This window comes from Burkholderia sp. WAC0059, from assembly GCF_002870125.1.
GTDB lineage: Bacteria > Pseudomonadota > Gammaproteobacteria > Burkholderiales > Burkholderiaceae > Paraburkholderia.
This window is the reverse complement of record NZ_PNEO01000045.1, coordinates 1-6183: the sequence shown is the minus strand read 5'-3', so window position 1 is coordinate 6183 and position 6183 is coordinate 1. Positions and strand designations below refer to the sequence as shown.

The following is a 6183-nucleotide window of genomic DNA, read 5'->3' as shown; positions in this document are numbered from 1 at the left end:
AATCGACATCAGTTGCGAGCGCTCGTCTTCGCTCAGCACCAGTTCGGCCTTCGGTCGTCCCATCGGCATGTTGACGTCTCCCGTTCCGTTGACGCCAACATGCTACGCGAATATAGATCAGTTAATAACGGAACGGGACACTAGGTGTGGACCGCATTGAAAGCGGTGGGTGGGGGGGATGCCTTCGGCGAGGACGGTCTGTTCGGCTGGTGGTGGCCTCTCCACCTCGCCTAAAATCCTGCCGTGTAAGAGTGGGATGCGGATGGACCGAACTCAGCACCGCCTGACCAATCCTCCATCCGACATGGAGCGAGGATACCTATGCCAGTTCGTTTTCGAACGATCGAAAGAGAGTAAGTTTCATTCCGAACCGCCTGCCAGCCTGATATAGGCAAGCGGTTCCACATCATTGCCTGGCATATTTTTATTAAGTATAACTATATAAGTAGGAGACAAGAATGAAATACATCGCTTTTGGAATGGGATTAGTGTGCCTCTTTACGGTCAGTTCCCCGGCTTTTTCGCAGTCCAGCGTAAGCCTGTTTGGCATCATCGATGCCGGGTTGAATTACGTCAGCAGTGCCCAGACGGGACGTTCAGGGGGAGGAGCACTGTCGGGGGGGCGCTAATACACGTTTCAGGACGGCGCCAGCGGTGGGTTGAGCAACAGTCGATGGGGACTGCGCGGAGTAGAAGACCTTGGAGGCGACAATCAGGCGATTTTCTTGCTGCAAAACGGATTTTCGGTGGCGAATGGAACGTTGAGTCAGGGTGGGGCCGAGTTCGGCATGCAGGCCTATGTTGGGTTGCAAGGGACGTTAGGGGCAGTGACGCTTGGCCGTCAATATGATTCGATCGTGGATTTCGTTCAGACGTTTGCGTCCGGTGCCCATTGGTCGGGTTATATCGGTGCACACCCAGGCGATCTCGATAATCTTCTTAACACTCGTCGTGTAAATAACGCTATAAAAATAGTTAGTAAAACATACAGTGGATTGAAATTTGGAGCCTTGTATGGCTTGGGTGGGACCAGCGATGGGATGGGGAGGAATCAAGTGTGGTCGGTGGGTTCCTCCTATGCGGCAGGTCCGATATCGTTGGGTGTCGCCTATCTCAATGCGCGTGACCCGAACTTCTCCTACTACGGAACGAATCCCAATAGCGGAACCACGGACGCGAGTAACAACATGGGCGTGTTTGGATCGGTCGCGTCGGCCGAGTCGAATCCCGTATTTGGCGGATATGCTTCGGCTAGCACGCTGCAGATCATTACCGCGGGCGCCGCGTACCGGCTGGGAAATGCGCAAGTCGGTCTCGTTTACTCCAATACGCAATTCAGGGGCCTGGGGGATACGGCAGCCGGTCCGAATCCCTTCGGATATTCTGGCTCGTCGACGTTCAACGACGTGGAAGCGAATTTGCAATATCACCTGACGCCGAAGTTGCTGGCTGGTGCCGCATACAACTATACGCATTCTTCAGGTGCTGCCGGAATGCCTTCAGCTATCTACCATCAGATGGGTACCGGGGTGGATTACAGCCTCTCGACCAAGACTGATCTCTACGCGATCGTAGAGTACCAGCATGCGAGCGGTGTGGATTCGTTTGATCAGCCGGCAGTGGCTGCTATCGCGGGGCAAACTCCTTCAGCCAAAAACCACCAGTTCGCAGTGCGGCTTGCAATGAGACAGCGATTCTAGCAAAGAGGCTGCGGGCTAATTTGGCCATATATCTGAATACAGGAAAGCTGATAGGTGCGCGTCCAGTTCAATCAGAAAATGGGCTCGCAGGTCCATGCTAAATCTTTGTGGATCGATGACCAGCCAAAAAGGGAGACAAGCATGAACACCATCGTATTGGATCACAACGTCGGAAAAGCCAGATATTCCACCGAGGAATGGCGCACCCGGGTGGATCTTGCAGCCTGTTATCGGTTGATCGCCCAATATGGGATGAGCGATCTTATATACAACCACATAACGGCGCGCATTCCGGGGACCGATGAGCACATTCTGATTAATCCCTATGGAATGCTTTATGAGGAGATTACGGCCTCCAGCCTCGTCAAGATTGATATAGAAGGTAATGTGCTCGATAGCCCGATGGGTTTCGGCGTTAATCGCCCCGGCTATGTCATCCATAGCGCAGTCCACAAGGGCAGACCCGATGTGAATTGCGTCATTCACACACACTCTCGGGCAGGCATGGCGATCTCGGCGATGAAAGGCGGCCTGTTGCCGCTTACGCAGACCGCTATGCGATTCAAGGACATCGCCTATCACGATTACGAAGGCGTCGCGCTAGATCTCGACGAGCGCGAAAGGCTGGTCGCGGATCTCGGCGGCGTTACGACAATGGTATTGCGCAATCACGGTTTGCTGGCCGTGGGCTCCAGCATTCCGCAGGCTTTCAACACGATGTACTGGCTGGAAATGGCCTGCAAGGCGCAGGTCGACGCCATGTCTAGCACAACCGATCTGTTACTGCCGTCGGAGGACATCGTTGAAGAGACGTACAGGCAATTTCAGCCAGAGGTGAGGAGGCCTTTTGGAGAGTTGGAATGGCCGGCCATGTTGCGCTTTCTGGATCGCCGCGACGCAACCTATAAAAACTGAAGGAGGGCGCACTGCCCGTCGTGGAGCGGCGCTTGTGAGGTATCAGCATATTTAATAACTGTAGACAGCGATTCTTTATCTAGTCTCCATGGCTCACCAATATGATTGGGCAGGCAATTTCCAGGAGACGGTTGCGGGCGGTATGGGCCGTCTTCAGCGATGAAGCAAGGCTGTATGCGAAAGTCTCTCCGCTCGCGCCTCACGACGCCTGAAGCCGTGCCTGCCCAGCGCGGCTACGGCCTTCAACAGCATTCGTTTACAGACAAGATCATGAGCCATTCAAATACACAGACGACCTTGACAGGCGGCATAGTGCTGGCAAACGCACTGCACCAACATGGCGTGGACCGCATCTTCTGCGTTCCGGGCGAGAGCTACCTTGATGTGCTGGATGCCCTTTATGACCTGCCAGACATTGAGGTCGTCGTCGCTAAACATGAGGGCGCGGCAGCCAACATGGCCGAGGCGGACGGCAAGCTCACGGGGCGCCCTGGGATCTGCTTTGTCACTCGCGGTCCAGGTGCAACGCATGGCAGTATCGGCGTTCACATTGCCCAGCAGGATTCCACCCCGATGATTATGTTCATCGGGCAGGTGCCGCGCGGCGAGCGGGGTCGAGATAGCTTCCAGGAAATTGACTATGCCGCGATGTTCGGCACCATTGCCAAATGGGTGGTCGAGATCGATGATCCGGACCGCATCGAGGAGATCGTCGCGCGTGCTTTTCGGATTGCCACGGCAGGGCGGCCTGGCCCTGTCGTCATCTCGCTGCCGGAGGATATGCTGGGTGCTTTGGCCCGGCCGCTGTCCGGGCTGGCGTCGAATTCCGTGATTGCCAATGCTCCGCGCGAGGAAGATATTGATGCGATTCTCGGGCGGTTGAGAGAGGCTGCCCGACCGCTTGTTCTTCTCGGCGGGACCGGTTGGTGCGACGAGGGCCTCAATGCCTTTCGGCGCTTTATCGAACGCTGGGATTTACCGGTCGCAGCTACGTTTCGTCACCAGGATGTCCTGGATAATCGTTCTCCAAATTATGTCGGTCATCTCGGATTGGGCCCTGATCCGAAGCTGGCCGAACTGGTGAAGCAGGCGGACCTGATTCTCGCAGTCGGCACTCGACTGGGCAGCGTTTCGACGGGTGATTACGGCTACATGAGCGTGCCTTATCCTGCGCAGTATCTTGTTCATGTTTATCCGGAGCAGGCTGACATAGGCCGAGTGTTTTCTCCGCACCTGGGTTTGGTCACATCATCTTCCGCCTGGGCACTTACCATGCTCGCCCGCAGTCCGGAGCAACCGCCAGTGAGCTGGAGTGCTCGCACGAAGGAAGCACGTGGGAACTATCTCCAGTTTTCGCAGATGCCACCCGTCCACGAAGCATCAGTTGGTGTCAATCTGGCAAGGGTCGTCAAGGATATTTCCGAAACGTTGCCCGACACCGCAGTTGTCGCGAACGGCGCCGGGAACTACACGGTGTGGGTACACAGGTTCTTCGCGTACAAGCAGCGCGGCACTTGTCTTGCGCCGACGAACGGTTCAATGGGCTATGGGGTGCCAGCTGCCATCGCCGCGAAATTGCGTAATCCAGAGCGTGACGTCATCGCGTTTGCCGGGGATGGATGCTTCCTGATGTATGCGCAGGAATTGGCGACCGCCGTGCAGTACCGGGCGAACATCGTCGTGGTGGTCGTCAACAACGGCATGTATGGCACGATCCGGATGCATCAGGAAAAGCGCTTTCCGGGCCGGCCGATCGGGACGGATCTTACGGGTCCGGACTTCGTCGCATTGGCGACGGCGTTTGGCGCCTATGCGGAGCGAGTAGACGACGCAGATGCTTTTCTCGAAGCCCTTGAGCGGACACGCTCACAGGACCGGCCAGCTGTCATCGAACTGCGAACCGATCCAAAGCAGATTACCCCCTTCATGCGTATCGGGTAGCTAGCCGGTGCGACGTAAGGGTAAGCGGATGTCAATGACGAGGGAAATGATGAACGGAACGGGAAATCTCATTGCGGGCGATATGGCATGGTCCGGAAAGGTAATCGAGACGCGGAATCCATCCGATCTGTCCGACACAGTGGGCGTGTATGCGGAGGGGACCCACGAAACAGCGGCGGATGCTGTAGCAGCGGCACGGCACGCCTTTGCCAAGTGGGGACTATCGGGACCTCAGAAACGATTCGACATGCTCGATACGGCTGGCAATCGATTGCTTGCCGAGCGTGACGCCATTGCGTTGTTGCTTGCACGTGAGGAAGGCAAGACGTTGGCGGAGGCGGCGGGAGAGGTGACGCGTGCCGCGATGGTTTTCAAGTTCTTTGCAGGAGAAGCGCTACGGCCGGGCGGCGAGTTGCTTCCTTCGGTCAGGGACGGTTTGACGGTCGAAATTACGCGCGAGCCTGTGGGTGTCGTGGGCTTGATCACACCGTGGAATTTCCCTATTGCGATTCCGGCATGGAAGATCGCCGCGGCTCTGGCATTCGGCAACACGATTGTCATCAAGCCCTCCGAGGTTGCTCCGGGCTGTGCTCACGAACTCGCGAGAATTCTCGGTGAGGCAGGTGTGCCAGCCGGGGTCATCAATCTGGTCGTCGGATCTGGGCCTGTCGTCGGCAAGGCTCTTGTCGATTCTGCCGACGTGGATGCGATCAGCTTTACCGGATCGGTTCGCGTCGGACGGCAGATCGGGGCCGACTGCGGGGTGTCAGGAAAGAGAGTCCAACTTGAAATGGGCGGCAAGAACCCGCTCGTGGTGATCGACGATGCCGATTTGAACGTTGCCGTCGAAGTGGCTGTCAACGGTTCGTTCTTCCAGACGGGTCAACGTTGCACGGCCTCATCGCGCCTCATCGTCACGGAAGGGATTTTCGGCCGCTTTATCGAGGCGGTAAAGGCTAGGATGGATACGCTAAGGATCGGGCATGCATTGCACCATGAGACGCAGATCGGTCCGGTGGTTAGCGAACGGCAACTTGAGCAGAACCAGCGTTATCTGTCGATAGCGCGCTCGGAAGGTGGTGAAATTCACGGTGGACAGATGCTTGAACGTGCCACGAAAGGCTATTTCATGGCGCCTGCGCTAATCACCGGTACGACCTCGAACATGCGGGTTAACCGCGAGGAGATATTCGGACCTGTTGCCTCCGTGATTCGAGTCAAGGATTACGATGAGGCTCTTGCTGTCGCCAACGATACCGAGTTCGGCCTCTCGTCGGGTATTTGCACGACTTCACTAAAGTACGCGCAACACTTCCGGCGGCATGTCCAATCCGGTCTCGTTATGGTCAATACGCCGACGGCAGGTCTCGACTATCACGTCCCGTTTGGCGGACGCAAGGGATCGAGCTACGGTCCGCGCGAGCAGGGGGCCTATGCTCGCGAGTTCTACTCTGTTGTCAAGACCGCTTATGTTAGCGCCTAGCTAGTGTCCCGTTCCGTTATTAACTGATCTATATTCGCGTAGCATGTTGGCGTCAACGGAACGGGAGACGTCAACATGCCGATGGGACGACCGAAGGCCGAACTGGTGCTGAGCGAAGACGAGCGCTCGCAACTGATGTCGATT

The 6183-nt window shown here is 56.5% G+C and carries 3 protein-coding genes and 1 pseudogene; all 4 read left to right on the top strand.

What is annotated here, in order from left to right:
- Window positions 1–458 precede the first annotated feature (458 nt).
- A pseudogene (locus CY652_RS23525) lies at window positions 459–1700 on the top strand (porin).
- A 141-nt stretch (window positions 1701–1841) separates the two neighbouring features.
- On the top strand, window positions 1842–2615 hold the full coding sequence (locus CY652_RS23520; RefSeq protein ID WP_102133108.1) for a class II aldolase/adducin family protein: 774 nt from the start codon (window positions 1842–1844) through the stop codon (window positions 2613–2615).
- A 174-nt stretch (window positions 2616–2789) separates the two neighbouring features.
- Window positions 2790–4556, top strand: coding sequence for a thiamine pyrophosphate-binding protein (locus tag CY652_RS23515; RefSeq protein WP_258002438.1), 1767 nt, complete (start codon window positions 2790–2792; stop codon window positions 4554–4556).
- A 49-nt stretch (window positions 4557–4605) separates the two neighbouring features.
- Entirely contained in the window at window positions 4606–6039 is a 1434-nt protein-coding gene (locus CY652_RS23510) for an aldehyde dehydrogenase family protein (RefSeq protein WP_374703694.1), read from the top strand.
- Window positions 6040–6183: the final 144 nt, after the last annotated feature.

Coding starts and splice junctions, on each gene's coding strand:
- CY652_RS23520 (WP_102133108.1), top strand. CDS start 1,842: ATGAACACCATCGTATTGGATCACAACGTCGGAAAAGCCAGATATTCC.
- CY652_RS23515 (WP_258002438.1), top strand. CDS start 2,790: ATGCGAAAGTCTCTCCGCTCGCGCCTCACGACGCCTGAAGCCGTGCCT.
- CY652_RS23510 (WP_374703694.1), top strand. CDS start 4,606: ATGAACGGAACGGGAAATCTCATTGCGGGCGATATGGCATGGTCCGGA.